Origin of the sequence: uncultured Chloroflexus sp., from assembly GCF_938091255.1 — a bacterium.
Taxonomy (GTDB): Bacteria; Chloroflexota; Chloroflexia; order Chloroflexales; family Chloroflexaceae; genus Chloroflexus.
This window is the reverse complement of record NZ_CALLJH010000013.1, coordinates 57,839-75,064: the sequence shown is the minus strand read 5'-3', so window position 1 is coordinate 75,064 and position 17,226 is coordinate 57,839. Positions and strand designations below refer to the sequence as shown.

The following is a 17,226-nucleotide window of genomic DNA, read 5'->3' as shown; positions in this document are numbered from 1 at the left end:
TCATCCAAACCCTTGCCGATCCTGTGATTGCCGACAGCAAGCACGTTTTACCTCATGCGAAGAGATTATCAGCCCGCTATAAGCCGCGGTTCAGCCCGATTGGCGGTATAATGGCCGTCGGCGTTGCAGCAGGCCGATAGGGATGTGATGACAATCAGGGATCGTTCAACGATAGCCAGTGATCTACGCACTGCCGAAGCCGGACACACCGTCCGGTCGGTGGTGCGCACGTTGCTCTTGATGCTGGCGTTGGCGCTGCTGGCCGGGGCAATGGCCTATCAAGCGCCGCCACAGGGCCGCGTAGCAATCGGCTGGCCCGGTGATCGGCTTTTCTTTGGGGTGAGTCCGGGATTAGGTGCTGAACCGGTGCAGCGCGGGGAGTTGTTTGCCGATGAATTGACCCCCGATTCGCCGACCGGTCGCTCGCGTTGGACGCGAGAGCGAGCGGTGTTAATCTTGCCCAACGTAGGTGCCGGATCGCCGCTACAGGTGATGCTGGTAGCGCAAGGTTGGCCGGCAGCGGTTGGCACGCAACCGGTGGTGACGGTTGCGATCGACAATTCGGTCGTGGGCGAGTTCTCTCCCACCAGCGCGTGGGCCGAATATACCTTTACTGTGCCGGGGATTGCCCACCAGCATGGCGATTTGACAATCACGTTGCAAACCTCGGCGACGCTCGCCGATAGCCGCGATCCACGCCAAAAGGGGGTACGGTTAGCCGAAGTGCGGATCGAGCCGGCGAGCGAACCGGCACCGCTCTTGCCGCCGGCATGGCCGGCTGTAGCGTTGCTCGGTTGGAATGCAGTACTGCTGTACGGAGTATTGGCGCGGTTGCGGTTAAGTCCGGCGCTAGTGTATGGTGGTACGGCAGTGGGTATTGGCGCGGTGGCGATTGGTTTGGCGCTAGCCCGGATTTGGATGGCGGCGATCTTGAGTGTAGCTATGTCCGGCTTGCTGGTGTTGCTGGTGATCGCCTATCGCCAACCGTTGCTGGCGCTGATCCAGATGCTGGTGCGGCGCTACAGTCAAGGCCGCGCGCTCAGTTATGGGTTGATCGCGGTAGCGTTGCTCTGTTTTGGCTATGTGCTGCTGCATATCATTCATTGGGCGGCAGCGGCTGGAGTGCGGCTGTTTTGGCAGACCTTCCCCGATTCGCTCTTGCTGGCTCTGTTAGGAACGGCGTTAGTGGCGTTGGGGTTGAACTATGGCCGGGCGGGGTTGCCGCGCCTGAGCGATGCGATTGTTGATTGGTTTGCGGCACGGCGCGGTGCGTGGATCGTGTTAGGGACGTTTGCGTTGATCTGGCTGAGTTTTGAAGCGTTCGTCGCCGCGACGTTGCCCTACGTTGGCCACGCCGATTATAGCGATAACGCGATTGTCGCGCGCAATCTCGCCCGTGGGCGGGGTTGGGTAGTTGATTACATCAGTCAGTTTTACTATCGCTACGAGAGCCTCACTCGCCCACAAGAGACGTGGCCGCTGTTGCAGCCAGTCTGGATCGCGCCTTTTTTTGTACTGTTTGGCCCGACGGCGTGGGCAGCGAAGATACCCAATTTTATCTTCGATATCATCTTATTAGGACTCATTTACGCAGTTGGGAGCTGGCTCTGGGATCGACGGGTTGGGGTAACGGCGGCTATCCTCGTGCTAACCAACTATCTCTTCTTCCGGCTGTCGATCTACGTCACCAACGATCTCGGTTTTGTCGTGTTTAATATGGCCGCGATCACGGCCTTACTGCGCAGCCAGACCGAACCAGCGCGGCGGTGGCGCTGGCTGCTAATCTCGGCCGTCTGTACCGGGTTGATGATGCTGCAAAAACCGAGTGGGGCGATGTTCGCGCTTGGCATGGGCCTCTGGCAACTGTCGCTGATAGCCCACGAGCTGCGCGCGGCACTCGATTGGCGGCAACGCTGGCAACGGCTGCGAGCTGGGCTAGTGCCGGTTGTAGTCTGGTCGGCGGTGGCGCTACTCATCCTTTCGCCGTACCTCGCGCGCAACATGATCCTATTCGGCAAACCGGTCTATAGTACCGAAAGCTACGATGCGTGGGTGCTGGATTATCGCGGCGTCAGCGGCGATGCGTGGTCAGAAATCTACCGTGTCTTTGCGCCAGAGTGGGGCGGGCCGGGTTTGCCCGACCGCAGTTGGATCATGCGTTGGGGGTTTGACGCGACCCTAACCAAGTTCGAGACACAGGTGCGTGAGTTGCGCGCCTACCTGATGCCGGCGTGGCCGGGAGTACCGGAACTATTTGCAGCGCTGTTTAGCCACGACGCGCGCAAAAATATTCTCACCCCGCTGGGGGCGTGGCTGGCGCTGGCTGGCGTCTTGGCTGCGGCAGCGTACCGGCGGCGCTGGTTGAGTCTCATGGTTTTTGCCTACACGCCGTACATTATCTTCATGCTCACTTATTGGCGCACGAACGAAGAACGCTATTGGGTGATGATCATTCCTTGGTTAGCGCTGCTCGCAGCGTGGATGATTTGGGCCGGTTATGATAAGCTAGCCGCGATTGGCGACCGGCGCTGGGCGCCGTTGGGATTGGTGTTGGCAGTGGCAGCGATCGTAACGATTGTGGCCGGCTCGCAAGCTGACATTGAAGATAAAGTGCGCAACGAGCCGCGTATTTGGCAGCAGGATTTGGCGGCTTACGAGTGGCTGCGAGCCAATACGCCGCTAGATGCGGTGATCATGACGCGCTTGCCGTGGCAGGTAAACTGGCATACTGAACGGCCAGCCGTGATGATCCCGAATACCGATAATCGTGAGCTATTGCTAGAGATTGCCCGCTATTACGGGGCAACCTATCTCGTGTTAGAAAATCAGATGCGGGTGAAAGGCGATGTGGGCAGATTGTTGGCGCCGTTGATGGATCACACAAACCAACCCGGGATGGTGATTGACGGCTTTGAGTTGGTATACGCTAGCCCCACACCAGATTTTCGCGCTTTTATCTATCGTATTCCCGATTCGTGATGGAATACCCGCCACCATGCGTATCTTAATGTTAGCCTCTTCATTGCCGAAATACCCTCGCGAGACGACTGCGCCGTTTATTGAAGAGATCGCGGCGGGGATCGCTGCGCGTGGCCATCACGTGACGCTGGTCGCGCCGTGGCACCCTGATCTGCGCCGCGCTTCTCACGAGCGTGGGATCGAACTACGGTTTTTTCGTTATGCGCCCCACCCGGCGTTGAACATTTGGGGCTATGCCCAGTCGTTGCAGAGCGATACGCAGGTGCGTGAGCGGGCATGGCTGGCAGCGCCGTTTGCGTTGCCGGCATCGTGGCTGGCGTTGCAGCGCGAATTGCGGCTGGCGCGCGCCGCTGGTCGTCCGTTCGATCTGGTGCAGGCGCACTGGGTCTTGCCCAATGGCCCACCGGCGGCGTTGGCAGCGTTCACGGCGCGGCTGCCGCTGGTGGTCAGCTTGCACGGTAGTGATATTTATCTGGCCGAGACGCAGCGATTAATGGGAACGTTAGCCGGCTTTGTATTCCGGCGCGCGGCGGCAGTAACGGCGTGCAGTGCCGATCTGAGCATGCGGGGCGTGCGCTTGGGGGCCAATCCGGCCCGCACCTTCGTCATTCCCTACGGGGTTAATCCGACCCAGTTTCGGCCCGATCCGGCGGCTGCGCAACAGTTTCGGGCTGTGTGGGGCATTCCCGCCGATGCGCCGCTAGTGTTGGGGTTGGGGCGATTGGTTGCGAAGAAGGGGTTTAGCGTCTTGCTCGATGCGTGGCCGGCAGTGTTGCGCATGCATCCCACGGCGCGGTTAGTGATTGTCGGCTACGGCGATTTGCGACCGGCGCTGGAAGCACAGGCAGCACGGTTAGGCATTGCGCCGATGGTGTTGTTCACCGGCCAGCTTGACCGTGAACGCACGGCGATGGCAATGGCGGCGGCTGATGTCTTTGCGTTGCCAATCGTGCGCGATGGCGTTGATGGATTGCCCAATGTCTTGCTAGAAGCGATGGGGGCAGCGCGTCCGATTGTAGCGGCGCGGGTGGCGGGCGTGCCCGACGTGATTGACGACGGCGTGCATGGGTTGATAGTGCCGGAGCGTGATGCCGGGGCGCTAGCGGCGGCGATTGGCCGCTTGATCGCCGACCGGGCGCTGGCTGCGCGGTTGGGGGAAGCGGCTCGTCAGCGGATCGTCACCGAATTGACGTGGGAGCAGACCGCGGCGCGTTACGAAGCTGCTTTTGCCGCCGCGCTGCGCGGTGAGGGGTGGCGATGAACCGTCGTTGGGTTGCGTTCTGGGTGGTGATTGGTCTCGCTGCGCTGGGTCTCCGCCTCTACCGGCTCGATGCGCAGAGCCTCTGGCTCGATGAGGGCAACAGTTGGGCAATAGCGATGCAGCCGTGGTCGGTGCTCATCCGCGATCTCGTGCTGCCAAATGCCGCGTATCCACTCTATCATCTGGTGCTCAAGGCGTGGATCGGGCTGGCCGGTGCGAGCGAGTGGGCGTTGCGCTGGCCCTCGGCGCTGGCCGGTGCGCTCAGTGTGCCGTTGCTGGCGCTGGCAGCGCAGGCGGCTGCGCCTGATGAGCAACGCCGAACGATCGTTACGGCAGCGGCGGCACTGATCGGCTTGTTGTCGCCTTTTGCCCTCTGGTATGCGCAAGAGGCAAAAGTTTACGCCTTGGTGTTGCTCGTCAGCGCCGCGCTGCTTTGGCTGGCGTTGCGCGCCGCGCAGCGCGATCAACCGGCAGATTGGGGGTGGCTGATTGGACTAGCGATTGTTGCCTTCTTCATCCACCGGCTAACAGCGTTACTGGCGCTGAGCGCGGCACTAATTTGGCTGTTTAGCCGTCCGCGCCGCTACATATGGCCAATTGCGGCTGGCTTGCTGCTGGTTGGCGTGGGCATGATTGCAGCCATGGCTGCCGGTATCGGCAGCGACCGTGCCGCTAGTGGCGCGTCGATTGCGGCAGATCCGCTACGGGCACTGTGGTTGACCTTTACCCGCTTCAGTCTCGATCGCTGGCCGGGTGATCTGCCGTGGTGGTGGTTAGGGCCGTGGCTCTTGCTATTAGGGTTGGGAATGAACACCTTGCGCGCCGCGCCGCGCCCGACGGTGTTGGTGATCGGGATGATGGGCGGCGTGCCGCTGGCGCTCTTTGGGCTACAACTGTTTTTTACTCGCCTCTACGAAGCGCGTTACCTGATGATCATCTTTCCGGTGTGGGTGGTAGTGGTGGCGATGGGGACAGCGCCGCGCAACACTGGGCCGGGTGTTGGTGTATGGCGCGAGTTGGGCGCTCTTGCCCTCGCTGGCGCGCTGATCACCAGCGGTTTGTCGCTCTTCCAACCGCGCTTCGGTCTGTTTTCCGGCGATCCGGTCAAAGAACAGTACCGCGAAGCGATCGCCGAACTGGCCCGGCGCGTGCATCCTGATGATGCAGTGGTCATCCATCCCGGCTACCTTCGTCCGCTCTACGATTACTACATGGCGCGGTCGAACACCGATCCGGCGCCGCCACCGATCACCTTTGCCAACTTCTGGACTGGTGAAAACAACTACAGCCAGCGTGAGTGGGATGCCGAGCGGCGGGTATCGTTAGCCGGCTACACGCGCAGCTTTCTCTTGATCGCGCCTGACCACGCGCGCACCGTCGATCCGCCGTTGCCCGGCGACGAGTATGGGCTAGTCGGCAACTTCTGGGCTTTTAGCCGCGAACAGCGCACGTGGCCATGCGGCATTTGGCGCTTTCAAGGGGTGCATCTCTTTTGTCAAGAAGCGCCGGAAGCGTACATTACCGGCGCAGTAGTGCAGCCGGCGACACCAGCGACGGTGACGTTCGGTGACGATCTTCAGTTGCTGGGGTACACGCTCAAAGCCACGACTCCCGCCGGGCCGGGAGTGTATCGCGCTGGCGGCAACATCCCGCTTAGTCTGTTTTGGGATGTGCGCCAGCCATTAACCGAAGACTACAGCCTCTTTATTCACCTTTGCCGCGACTGCGATCAACCACCGGTAGCCGGTGATGATGGGCAACCGTTAGCCGGCTATCTTCCGACCAGCACGTGGCTGCCGGGCAAACCGGCGCGCGATGATCGAGCGGTGCATGTGCCGTGTGATTTGCCGTCGGGCGAATATCGCTTGCTGATCGGCTGGTACCGGCCATCTGACCCGTCGCCGGAGGGACGGTTGCCGGTGCGCGGCGCGGGTGCGTTGGGCGCTGGCCGGCTGTGGCTGACAACGATTGAGGTGGTTAGAGATGGGCACAGCAGCGCTGAGGGTAGAGCAGCGCTGTGCCCTTACGATAGGGCGGGGCAGCGCGGCGCCTCCCCTCTTTTCAACGGGGAGCGGTTTAGAGAGGCTATAAAAGCGGAAAACGTTCTTCTTACCAGTAGACGGTAAATCCGTTTTGCATCATTACTGTGTGTTCACTTCATAACAACCGCTATACTCAACACTGGCCGCTGCTGCTGGCTCTGCTCATCGGCACAGCATTGCGTGTTGCGTTGTGGAATAACCTGCCGCGCCTCAGTTTGATTTCCGATGAAGCCGAGTATCTGGCTGCCGCCGATTGGTTGGCTCACGGGCGCGGCTTTGCTTGGCATACCGGCTATCTCTGGACGCGAGCGCCGCTCTACCCGCTATTCCTAGCGGCGCAGATCGCGCTGTTTGGGCGGAATCTTACCGTCATCTTCGCAACGCAGACCCTGCTTAGCCTGCTGAACGTCGGCTTGGTGTACGCGATTGCCCGTCGACTCGGTGGCTCGCCACTTATCGCTGGTGGTGCAGCATTGCTGAGCGCAATTGCCTTGCCGTTGGCGATGTACCCGCAGTTTCTGCTCAGCGAGACACTGTTTATCAGTTTGCTGCTGGCTGCCTTCTTGCTCTTGGTCGATCCACAGCAGCGACGAGATGTGCTGCTCGGCGGGCTGTTTCTCGGTCTAGCTACCCTTACCCGCGGCTTGCTGCTCGGCTTCTTGCCACTCGTCGCGCTTTGGTTAGGCTGGCGTGCCGGTGGTGGCTGGCGCGAACGTATGATTGCGGCGCTACTACCGTTGGTAGGGGCAGCGCTGCTGATCGGGCCGTGGTCACTCTACGCTTCGCGCACTTACGGTGGGTTGATAGTGATTGATACCACGAGTGCGTACAATTTGGCGCTGGGCGGGCGCACAGCCTACGATGGCGGGCGGAGTGATGCGCCGACGCGCAACTTTACGTTGGCTCTGCTTGATCCGACCCTCGATGATGCGCAACGCGTAGCGCTAGCCGCTAGTTCGTGTCTCGCCCAAACTGGCGATCCGCGCCTCAGCGCCGCTTTGGCGAAACCGGTAACTGCGATCACGCAGGCCGAGCGGCAGCGATTGCTGAGCGCCGAGGGGTGGTGTCTTATCTGGGCTAAGCCGGGGGCGTTTGTCGAGAAGACGCTGATCGAACTGGTTGATCTGTTTCAGATTAACTTTAGCGGCGCTGAGCGGCTAGCCGAAGGATTTGCGCTGGGGCGGCTGCCACGCTGGTATACGTTGGCGCTGCTGCTGCTCGATGATACGCTCTACATCATCACGCTGCCGTTGACGGTATTGGGTTGGGCAACGTTGCGGCGCAAAGATACTGGCAGCGCATTGCTTGGCTTGATCGGGCTATGGCTGCTCTACAATATCGCCGCTGCGCCACTGTTGTTTGCAATCAACCGTTTTCGCACTCCGCTGCTGCCGTTTCTCTTCGTCTTGGCGATGTTCGCGCTGGCGGCGCTGTCGCACTGGCGGCAATGGCTGGCAAGCTGGCAAACACGGCTCTATGTGCTGTTAGCTTTTGTCTTGTGGCTGGTTGCTGCCACGCCCTACGCCTATCTCGAACCACTTGCCCCCGGCGCTCCTTCCCGTTGGGCGTCGTACTTCGGCCCGTACCCGTCAGCACTGGCGGCGGCCCAAATCGCATGGCAGAGCCGTCCGCAGTATGAGGCGTTAGCTCGCTTGGAAGCAGCGGTTGCCAACAACGATCTAGCGGCGTGGGGGCAGGCGCTAGCCGACCCTGCGCTGCCGGTGTATGCGCAGGCGATAGGCGAGCCGTTGCTGGCAGCGCGGCGCGGCCAGCCTGAACAGGGGTTGGCACTGCTCGCGCAGCACCAGCCGCTGTATGCGTGGCAGGCAGCCGTTGTGCGCGGCGAGTTGTTGCGTCAAATGGGCGATCTGGCCGGCGCGCGCCAGTGGTTAGGTCTGACAGTGGTGGATGATTGGAACCCGACCGCGTGGGCATGGCAATGGTTGCACCCGCCGCGTTTACCCGGCGACCGGATCGATTTGGCTGATGATAACGATCTTGGGTATATCGACGGTTTTTACCTTGGCGAATTTGATCCGGTGTTGGGCGCGACAGTCCGTTGGGCGAGCGAAACGGCTCGCTTGCGTTTTCCGGCTGCAGCGACCGGTCAGCCGCGGCAGCTTTGCCTACGAGCAGCGGCCAATTGGCCTCCCGACTTGCCACAACCAACGGTGCAGGTGGCATTAGGTGAACAGATATTAGGCACGATGACGCCTAATCGCCAATTGCGTGAGCATTGCCTGTCGCTACCGGCGATGCCAGTGGGCGCCGATTACGTGATTACGCTGACCAGTCCCGGCTTTGTGCCCGATGCGCTCGATCTGGTGCGCCGGCAGGGGCCGCAGGTCGGTCAGGTGCGGATTTTGGCGTTTCAGCTCGATTGGGCTGAGGTGCGGTGAAGGGGTTCAAGGACGGATAGAACATCTGATCCGGAACCCTAGGGTGACGCAGTCCGTGGAGCGGGTTGATGACCCTCACCCCTAGCCCCTCTCCCACTGGCGCGGGAGAGGGGAGGGTAGATCCGGGCTTTGAGCCATCGTCCAGCGATCAACGGTTGGACATAACCAGACGTTCTGTTCGTCTCTCAACGGCAAAGCGGTGGGATGTTGCTAGAGGGTGGGACGGTGTGCGCTACCGTCTCCCGCTCGCGTGAAAGGGATAGTTGAGCGGGTGGGTACCGCGCTCGCGGGGATTGCTTCGCCGCCTGCGGCGGCTCGCAATGGCAATAGGTGATTGGGGTTACACCGGGGTTTGGTATGGCCATTGACCGGCACCATCATCGACGTTGGTGGCTTGCAGTAGCGGCGCTCACCGCGCTGGCGCTGCTGTTGCGCCTGTTGGTCTGGCGCTGGCGCGAGTTCTACCCGCTGGGTGGCGACGAATCCGAATACCTCGCGCAGGCGCTCACCCTCTTGCAAGAGCGACGCTACGTTGAGTTGCGCTTGATGCGCCCGCCGCTCTATCCGCTCTTTCTCGCGGCTGCGATCCTCGTGGTCGATTCGTTGGTGCAAAATTTACGGCTGGTGCAGGCGGTGATCAGTGCATTGACCGTGCCTCTGATTGTGCTGCTGACGCGAACGCTGGCTCAGCGTAGCGCGCCGCATATGCCGCCAGTGTTTGCGCGTTGGGCCGGTTTGCTGGCCGGTCTGCTTGCTGCGCTCAACTACACGCTGGCCGCCAATGCCACCGAGTTGTTGACCGAGACGCTCTTTTTGGCCGGTTTGAGCCTTGGGCTGTGGTTGGCGCTCATGCCGGAACCATCACGGTGGCGCGCATTAGGCGTAGGGGTTGGAGTAGGGACGTTGTGTCTGGTGCGAGCGGTGGCGTTGCCGCTGTTGCCGTTGATTGGGGGCTGGTGGCTGATCAATGCGCTGGCCGCCAGCCAGTGGCGGCGCGGCGTGGTGCAAGCGGCGCTGGTGCTGCTCGGTTGGGCATTGGTAGTCGGGCCGTGGACGGTGCGCAATACGCTGACGTATGGTGGGGTGATTCTGATCGATACTACCGGGGCCGAGAATCTGTGGCTCGATAACGATCCTGCCGGACGCGAAGCGGTGAAGGCGCAGCTCTATGCTTTGGGCGAAGACCGCTTGCTGCGGCAGCGGCTCGCCACCGAACGCGGGATCGCAGTGATTACTGCCGATCCGGCCCGTTTCATCGCCAAGGTGGGGCGCGAGTTGCGGCTCTTTTTCGCACTTGAGCAGATCGACGACATGCGAGAGCGCCGGGCGATTTGGGTGTCGCCGGCTGAGGTAGCGGCTCGGTTGGTATTAGGGGATGGGGTCTGGTTCCTGATCCTACTGGCCGGCAGCTACGGGTTGGCGCGGCGCTGGCAACCCGCGCCGGCAAGGGTAGAGGGTTTCTGGCGCTCGCTGTGGCGTGTCTTCGCTGACCCACGCTGGCTGCTCGGCGCGTGGGCGGCGTATGTCGTGCTGACAACGCTTATCTTTCACGTGGAGCTACGCTACCGGTTGCCGCTCTACCCGGTGCTGTTGGCCTACAGCGGGATGGCAGGGGCCGCATGGCTACCGGCGTTGCGCGATGCCTTGCCCCGCCCGCATCAGGCGACGCTGCTCTGGCCGTTGCTGGCGCTGGCGATTACCTTCTGGCACGCGCCTTATCCGGCGTTGGTATGGCAGTTAGCCGGCAAACATCTTGCCTTGGTGCAGGCGGAACAGGCCTTAGTTGCGGGCGATCCAGCAGCAGCCACTGCGGCGGCGCAACGGGCACTTGCTCGCGATAATGATTCAGTGTTGGCACGAGTGGCGTTGGCGCGGGCAGCACTCGTAACCGGCGATGATGTGAGCGCATTGCGCTGGCTTGATGAGGCGATTACTATCTTGCCGGCGCATCCTTATCCACACCTCTTGCGTGGCGATCTTTGGCGGCGACAGGGCGATCTAATGGCGGCGCGTGCCGAGTTGACCGCGTTTGAGGCCAGTTCGCGCGAAGATTTGGCAGGGTGGTTGTGGGAACGGGCGATCACACCGCCACCCGTTCGGCTCATGTTGGGTGATGGCCTCGACCTTGGGTTTATTCGCGGGATGCATCATCCTCTTCCAGACGAGCAGGGCTGGCGCTGGACAACAGGCTGGGCGCAGGTGCGCCTGACCGTCCCGGCTGAAGCGCAGACGATTACCCTGACTGCGCGGAGTGGACGGCCCGATGGCAGTGCGGTACGGGTTTGGATTTCAGTGGATGGCAGCACACCGCGACCGTTCAGCGTTGGAGCAGATTGGCAGACTATCGCACTCGCGCTACCGCCAGCTATGCAGCCACGCGAGGTTGTGATTGCGATGGTGGTTCCCACCTTCTGGCCACGCCAGTATGACCCGGCTAGCCCCGATGGGCGTCGGCTGGGAGTGCAGGTGATGCGGGTAGAGGTACAACGGTGACGAACGTTATGAGACGCGACTCGTGGTGGCTCATCGGTATACTCGTGCTGGCAGCGCTCATCCGGTTGGCGCTATGGCTGCAACCACTTCATTTGCCGGCTAACGATGAAGTCGAGTACCTGACCGTCGCCCGCGATCTGCTAGCAGGGCGGGGGTGGAGCTTTTACGAGCGTTACCACTGGTTGCGCGCACCACTCTACCCACTCTGGCTAGCCGGATCGCTCTGGTTGGCCGGCGGCGATGTGTGGCTGGCCGCGCTACCGACTATCGCGCTCAGCGTATTGAATGTCTACCTGATTTACCGCCTCTCACACGCGATTGGCGATAACGTTAGCCCGTTGGTGCATCGGTTAGCAGCGCTGGTAGCCGCCATTCTACTTACCCACGCTACGTTTGCCTCGCTCTACATGAGCGAAACCCTCTTTACTACCCTGTTTAGCGCGGCACTCTGGCTCTTGCTCGCGTGGCGGCAGCGTGGTGCGCGCTGGCCCGATTGGCGGATCGTCGCCGCCGGCGGGTTGTGGGGCCTTGCCCTTCTCACCCGTTCAATGCCGCTCTACTTTACCTTGGTGGTTGCCGGATGGATTGCCGTGGTCGCCGCCGGCCATTGGCGCAACCTTCTGCGCCGTCCGGTCACTCTGTTGATCGGCGTGACCTTTGCCATCACCGCTTTGGCCGTCGTCGCCCCGTGGACGATCCGCAACTGTCTGAGCTACCGCAGTTGCATTCTGATCGAGACCGGCCTCTCGTACAACGTGTGGGCCTTTAACGAACCGCGTGAAGATATGGCGACCATCTTCCGCGTGCTCGAAAACATCCCTGATCCATCTGAACGAGCGGCCTATGCCACTGCACGCGGGCTAGCTCGTCTACGCGAAGACCCGACGATCATGCTGCGCAAACTCTGGCCGAACTGGCTGGCAATCTGGCGTGTAAAAGCGATCCAAGACCGCTTCTTGCTCACCGATTACCGGGCCGATCCGCCGCCGCTGATCTTTCTCGCTGCATTGATATTTGATGACCTTCTCTACGGATTGATCGCGGTGGGTGGGATCGCAGCATTGGTCTACGCTGCCTGTCGCAGACGCGCACCGGCCATGCTCTTGGGGTTGTGGCTCGCCTATTTCATCGCTGTATCGCTGGTCACGCACGGCGAAGGGCGTTACCGACACTTCATCTTCTGCGCGCTGATCCCGTATGCGGCGCGGGCATGGCTAGCGCTGCCGGCATTGGCGTGCCGTCGCCACCAACTAGCGATGGCGACGGCGCTTGCAGCGGCGGGTGCAGTTGGCCTCTCGGTGCTGCTCGCCTACCACTGGGAGTACGCCATCCAAGGCGGCGCGCGCAGCGTCTGGCGGCTGAGCGGCGATCTGGCCCGCGCTGCCGGCGATCTGCCGCGCGCTGCGGCTTCGTACCGGCAGGCATTGGCTGTGCAGCCCACTCCTGACGGGTATGTGGCGCTAGGACACACCTTGCGCGCGCAGGGAGATACCGCTGGCGCGAGTGATGCGTACCGAGCCGCGATCCGCAGCAACATCCTCTACCCGCCGCCGTATGTGTACCTTGGCGATCTCTTGCGTGAAACGGGTCAGCTCGACGAAGCCCGCCGCGTGTACCGGCCACAATACGTTAGCGAACAGACAGTGCTCGATCTGGCGTGGCGTGACACGCTACCGGTTGCGCAGACGGTCATTAACGTAGGCGATGGGCTTGATTTCGGGTATCTGAGCGGTTTCTACCCTGCCGAGGAGTTAGCCGGCGCACGCGCACGGTGGACGGGAACGGCAGCGCGGATTCGGGTGCCGGCTACGGCGCGCGTGGCGCGGCTACGGGTAGCGGCGCTGCGGCCTGACGCGCCGGTGGTTGGGCATATCTGTAGCGAAGGGAGATGCTCCTCGTTTACTATCGGCGTTGCGTGGCGCTGGCTGATCGTGCAACTGCCGCCGGTGACAACCACCTCCCCGCTCCGTGAAATCGAATTGCGGGTCACGCCGTGGCCGGCGCCTGATGGACGCGAGCTGGGGATCGTGATAGAGATGGTGGAGGTGCGGTAGTGGGCACGGTGGTGTGCGGATAGATGTGCTGATAGACGTCTGATGGCCCACGCTTCAGCTAGTTCACTGCGCTTGCTATAATGAGTTGGGAAAGACCGGTGATTCTTTCCTTATAATCGGTTACCAAACACAACCTTTATGCTTAATCAACCTCCGCACCGCCGCCGTCTGCGCTGGCCGGCCATCCTGATTGTTCCTCTCTTCCTCTACCTGCTCTTCCTCATTGGCTGGCTGACGGCGCGTACTGTACTCGGCGATCGCTGGTGGTGGCTCTTTTTGCTCAACATCGCCACGCCATACCTGTTGCTGCCGTTGCCGCTGGCGCTGTTGATTGCGCTGGCGCTGCGGCACTGGCTGAGCGTGGCGCTCAGTGTGGCCCTGCTCGTGCCGGGGTTGCCGATCCTGCTCGATGTGTGGGTGCCGAGCTTTAGCGATGATCCAGAGTTCAGTAAACCGGCGATCACGGTGATGAGCTACAACCTCTACGGCGGCAATGACCAATCCGAACCGGTGATCGCGGCGATTCGCGCTGCCAAGGCCGATGTGGTTGCACTGCAAGAGCTGAACCCAGTGATTGCCGCTGCGCTCCGGCGTGATCTGATAGACGAGTATCCGTTCCAGCTCCTTGATCCGCGCGCCGGTGTGACCGGGATGGGGGTGATCAGCCGCTGGCCGTTGCAGCCGCTGGCGACCCGCTTGCCCGGCGAGCATTGGGTAGGGACGCCGCAACTCGTCGGTATTGCTGCGCCGTTGAGAGCAGTCGTCTTGCTCAATGTTCATGCCATTCCGCCGGTTGGCTCGCCGGGGTGGATGACGTGGGCGATTGGCGAGCGCGAGCGGCAGGTGGCGGCGATCGTCGCTGTTGCCCGTGAACAGCACCAGCCGGTGATTGTGGCCGGTGATCTGAATGCGACGCCGTACAACCGTACCTACCACATCCTCGGTGATGGTGGTCTGGTTGATGTTTGGCCGCAATGTGGGCTTGATGCCGGGTTCACGTGGCCAAGCGCCGGGCAATCAGTGCGCGGCGTGTCATTGCCAGCGTGGTTGGTGCGAATCGACTACATCCTAACGTCGCCAGCGCTGATGTGTACTGAAGCGGCGGTTGGCCAATGGGACGGCTTGTCGGATCATCGTCCGGTCGTAGCGCGGCTGGTGGCGCGGTGAGGTGTTGACCGCAGGGGACGCAGAGGACTTGTGCAATTCATCACGTCCTTCGCGACCCCTGCGGTATGTTTTTACCGCTTCCTCAGCCACCAATCCCGTTCCCCATCACACCGGTGCCAGCCTTGAAATGGTGGTACCATACATCATGAGGTTGTGTTTGGTACGGCTATGGTATGCAGCTCGTTTGGTTTAAACGCGATCTTCGCTTGCACGATCACGCGCCGCTGAGCGCCGCTGCCCGGTGCGGGCCGGTATTGCCGCTCTATATCGTCGAGCCATCACTCATTCACGCCCCGGATTTTGCGCCGCGCCATTGGACATTCATCAGCGGTTGTCTGCACGAGCTGCGCGCCGGCTTAGCTCGCCTTGGCCAACCGTTGGTGGTGCGCGTCGGTGAAGCGGTCGAGGTACTCGATCGACTGGCAAGCGAATGGCCGATCGAGGCGATCTGGGCGCACGAAGAGACCGGTAATCTGCTCAGTTATGCGCGTGATCGGGCGGTGCGGCGATGGGCGCGGGCGCGCGGCATTCCCTTTCACGAGCTGCCACAAAACGGCGTTGTGCGTCGGTTGCCTTCGCGCGATGAGTGGCAGGCGCATTGGGAAGAGCGCATGGCGATGCCGCAAGCCCAACCACCCGCTGCGTTGCCGCCGTTGCCAATCGACCACGGCCCGATCCCCACTGCCGCCGAGCTTGAGTTACCGCCCGACACCTTGCTCGAACGCCAGCCACCCGGTGAGACAGCGGCGTTAGCAGCCCTCACCGATTTTCTCTACCGGCGCAGCCGCCACTACCACCGCGCCCTTTCTAGCCCGCTCACCGCGTGGGAAGGCTGTTCGCGCCTGAGCGCCTATCTGGCGTGGGGGGCATTGTCGCTGCGCACAGTTGTACAGGCAACGCGCGAACGCATCGCCGAGCTAAGCCAGCAACCCGATCCGGCCAGTGGAAGTTGGTTGCGGGCGTTAGCTGCCTTCGAGTCGCGCTTACACTGGCACTGCCATTTTATCCAGAAGCTCGAAGATGAACCGGAGATCGAAGTGCGCAATCTGGTGCGGGCGTATGACGGCCTGCGCGAAGATACCTACCGTCCCGACCTGATCGCGGCGTGGGCCGCCGGACGCACCGGCTACCCATTCGTTGACGCCTGTATGCGTGCGCTTACCGCCACCGGCTGGCTCAACTTTCGCATGCGAGCGATGCTGGTTAGCTTTGTCGCCTACGACCTTTGGCAACACTGGCGCGAACCGGGCTTGATCTTAGCCCGGCGCTGGATCGACTACGAACCGGGGATTCACTACTGCCAGCTTCAGATGCAAGCCGGCACCTCAGGCAATCGCACCATCCGCATCTACAACCCGATCAAGCAAGGGATTGACCACGACCCCGACGGGGTCTTTATCCGCCGTTGGGTGCCCGAATTGGCGCACGTGCCAACGGCATATATCCATACGCCGTGGCTACTCGATCGGGCCGGTCAAGAGCGAGCCGGCTGCCGGATCGGGCGCGACTACCCGCTACCGATAGTCGATCACGACGCCGCCTACCGGCGGGCGCGGGCCGCAATCGCCGCTGTGCGCGCTCGCCCAGAAACGGCGCAGGAAGTAGCCGCAGTGCATCAGAAACACGGCTCGCGTCGGTCACCGCCGCAGCGACCACGCAAACCTGATCGCGGATCGGCGCGTCAACTGCGGCTGGATTTGTGACCTTGTCCTTGAAAATCCTCATGTCAAGTACGGATTTTCAAGGAAGAACCTCACTGCGCTGCCGTAAACCGCACCAACGCCCAGACAATCGCTGCCGCGGCGATTATGTGCATCACGTTGAGGATCATCTGTTCGATGAAGCTGATCGGTAGGGTGAAGGGGCCGGCAAATGAAATGACCAACACCACGGCTGCGATGATCAGAAAAGCACGCAACGGGCGGGCAGAGAAGCGGTTGAGGAACACTAAGATAATGGCCGCGCCGATCGCAGGGATGACGGTTGAAACGATCACCGCTACCACCGGTAGAGGCATTGGTTCGTTGGTGGGCGGGGCTGGGGCGAGAAACTCGAACCCGGCGGCGCGCGCGGCGAAGTAGACGATCAAATTGGCGATTAGGCCGAGCGTAGCGCCAATGAGAGTGGCGAGCGGTAAGCGACGTAAGTTAATAGGTTGGTTGAGCCAATTCATCGTTAGATCCTTGGGTGGAAATGGTTACGCAACACCTGAGATCCCTGATCGCTAGGGTGAGATAGAGAGCTAGGAAGGCATAGCAGCCCTTTAGAGCCAGCTTTTTTATCGCGGAGGGTGCAGACGTAGGCGGATCCTCCGTGTCTTCAATAGGAACCTTTTTCACACCTGATCGGCTAAATTGCGATACACCCGTTGCATCGCAGCGACCAACGCTGCGGTTTCTGCCGCTGTTAACCCTGCAAACGCCTGCCGGGCCACCGCTTGGCAGGCCGCTTCGACCGCCGGTCTGATCGCGCGCCCGCGTTCGGTCAGCCAGACGTGGCGAGCGCGGGCATCGCCAGCGGTGGCGCGTTGGGTTACGAGACCGATGCGGGCCAGCCGGCGCACCATTTTGCTGACCGTTGGCGGCTCGATGCGTAAGCGAGCGGCGAGCCGGGCTTGGCTCTGGCCATCCTCAGCCCACAACGCGCGCAAGATCATCTCTTGCCCGACGTACAGCCCGTGCTGGCTGAGGGCAATGTCAAGCTGGTTGCGATAGGCTTTGCAGAGGTTGGCGAGCAAGACGCTCAGGTCATCATCCATAATCATTGGCTGGCAAATAGTAAGCTGGCTAATAACATGTTGCCACAAACTGCATGATTGTCAAGCGAGCGCA

The 17,226-nt window shown here is 61.6% G+C and carries 10 protein-coding genes; 8 read left to right on the top strand and 2 right to left on the bottom strand.

What is annotated here, in order from left to right:
- Positions 1-147: 147 nt before the first annotated feature.
- The 8 genes from Q1A00_RS05805 to Q1A00_RS05770 all read left to right on the top strand — a co-directional run bounded on the left by Q1A00_RS05805 (position 148) and on the right by Q1A00_RS05770 (position 16,098).
- Positions 148-2,979 carry a glycosyltransferase family 39 protein gene (locus Q1A00_RS05805; protein WP_298406168.1) on the top strand — a complete coding sequence of 944 codons (2,832 nt, stop codon included), beginning with the start codon at positions 148-150 and terminating at the stop codon, positions 2,977-2,979.
- A gap of 16 nt (positions 2,980-2,995) precedes the next feature.
- Complete coding sequence (locus Q1A00_RS05800) at positions 2,996-4,240, top strand: glycosyltransferase (RefSeq protein WP_298406166.1); 1,245 nt, start codon at positions 2,996-2,998, stop codon at positions 4,238-4,240.
- Positions 4,237-6,366, top strand: coding sequence for a glycosyltransferase family 39 protein (locus tag Q1A00_RS05795; protein ID WP_298482039.1), 2,130 nt, complete (start codon positions 4,237-4,239; stop codon positions 6,364-6,366). Before Q1A00_RS05800 ends, Q1A00_RS05795 begins: the two co-directional genes overlap by 4 nt.
- A gap of 20 nt (positions 6,367-6,386) precedes the next feature.
- Positions 6,387-8,681, top strand: a complete 2,295-nt coding sequence (locus Q1A00_RS05790) for a glycosyltransferase family 39 protein (protein ID WP_298406162.1) — start codon at positions 6,387-6,389, stop codon at positions 8,679-8,681.
- 357 nt (positions 8,682-9,038) lie between these two features.
- Entirely contained in the window at positions 9,039-11,174 is a 2,136-nt protein-coding gene (locus Q1A00_RS05785) for a tetratricopeptide repeat protein (protein WP_298406161.1), read from the top strand.
- An 8-nt stretch (positions 11,175-11,182) separates the two neighbouring features.
- Positions 11,183-13,228, top strand: coding sequence for a hypothetical protein (locus tag Q1A00_RS05780; protein WP_298490607.1), 2,046 nt, complete (start codon positions 11,183-11,185; stop codon positions 13,226-13,228).
- Positions 13,229-13,366: 138 nt separating this feature from the next.
- Positions 13,367-14,395, top strand: a complete 1,029-nt coding sequence (locus tag Q1A00_RS05775; RefSeq protein ID WP_298490606.1) for an endonuclease/exonuclease/phosphatase family protein — start codon at positions 13,367-13,369, stop codon at positions 14,393-14,395.
- Positions 14,396-14,568: 173 nt separating this feature from the next.
- Positions 14,569-16,098 carry an FAD-binding domain-containing protein gene (locus Q1A00_RS05770; RefSeq protein WP_298406158.1) on the top strand — a complete coding sequence of 510 codons (1,530 nt, stop codon included), beginning with the start codon at positions 14,569-14,571 and terminating at the stop codon, positions 16,096-16,098.
- A 50-nt stretch (positions 16,099-16,148) separates the two neighbouring features.
- On the opposite strand, the gene Q1A00_RS05765 is transcribed toward Q1A00_RS05770, so the two are convergent.
- Together Q1A00_RS05765 and Q1A00_RS05760 are read right to left on the bottom strand one after the other, a co-directional pair.
- Entirely contained in the window at positions 16,149-16,568 is a 420-nt protein-coding gene (locus Q1A00_RS05765) for a DUF6069 family protein (RefSeq protein WP_298406157.1), read from the bottom strand.
- 162 nt (positions 16,569-16,730) lie between these two features.
- Positions 16,731-17,201: a MarR family transcriptional regulator gene (locus Q1A00_RS05760; protein ID WP_298482037.1), complete on the bottom strand. Its 471-nt coding sequence runs from the start codon at positions 17,199-17,201 to the stop codon at positions 16,731-16,733.
- Positions 17,202-17,226: the final 25 nt, after the last annotated feature.